The 1,065-nt window shown below is 77.8% G+C and carries 1 protein-coding gene; it reads left to right on the top strand.

What is annotated here, in order from left to right; all coding sequences use genetic code 11:
• The coding region (gene dhaL / locus ACYP33_RS06040) for a dihydroxyacetone kinase subunit DhaL (protein ID WP_459620379.1) at positions 1-1,057 on the top strand (1,057 nt) is incomplete at its 5' end.
• Positions 1,058-1,065 lie beyond the last annotated feature (8 nt).

Below are 1,065 nucleotides of genomic sequence, written 5' to 3'. Positions count from 1 at the left end.
CGAGGCCGGCGTCGAGCGCGCCGAACTCGAATCGGCCGATGCGGTGGCGTCGCGCCTGATCGCCCGCATCGCCGACGATCTCGCGCTCGACGCCGGCGCGCGCGTCGCGCTGCTCGTCAACAACCTCGGCGGCACGCCGCCGGGCGAGCTCGACATCGTCGCCGACGCGGCGCTGCGCGCGCTGGCCGCACGCGGCCTCGTGGCCGAACGCGCCTGGGCCGGCACGTTCCTCAGCGCGCTCGACATGGCCGGCATTTCGCTGACGCTGCTGCGCGTCGACGATGCGCGCCTCGCCTGGCTCGACGCGCCCACCGAGGCGGCCGCCTGGCCCGCCCGCGCGGGCCGCGTCGCGCCGCAGGAAAGCCGCCCGGTGCCGGCCGCGCCCGGCGCGGGCCGCAACCTCGGCGGCGACGGCCCGCGGCTCGCCGCCGACGCCACGCTGCGGCGCGTGATCGACGCCGTTTGCGCCAGGCTGCACGCATCGGAAGCGACGCTGACCGAGATGGATCAGCGCGTCGGCGATGGCGATCTCGGCATCAGCCTGTCGCGCGCCGCGCAGGCGATCGAAGCCGAGGCGGGCGGCTGGCCCGACGCGTCGCGGCCGGCCGCGGTGCTGCGCGCGATGTCGGCCACCATCCGGCGCGCGGTGGGCGGCACCTCCGGCCCGCTCTACGCGGCGATGCTGATGCGCGCGGCGGCGGCGCTCGATGGCGCGGCGAAGCCCGATGCGTCGGCCTGGGCCGAGGCGTTCGCGGCCGGTGTCGACGGGGTGTGCGAGATCGGCGGCGCGCGGCCCGGCGAGCGCACCATGATCGATGCGCTCGATCCGGCCGCGCGCGCGTTGCGTACCGCGCTCGATGCGACCGGCGGCGATCTGCGCCAGGCGCTCGATGCGTCGGCCGCTGCAGCCGCCGAAGGCGCGGCCGGTACCGCCACGCTGATGCCGCGGCGCGGCCGGTCGAGCTATCTCGGCGAGCGCGCGCTCGGCCATCCCGATCCGGGCGCGCATGCGGTCGCGCTGTGGCTGGCCGCGATCCGCGACGCGCTGTGCGACTGAGCCGGCCG

The sequence above is a fragment of the Burkholderia sp. 3C genome, assembly GCF_054589155.1.
Note: the sequence above shows the minus strand (reverse complement) of the source record. Positions and strands in the feature narration are given on the sequence as shown.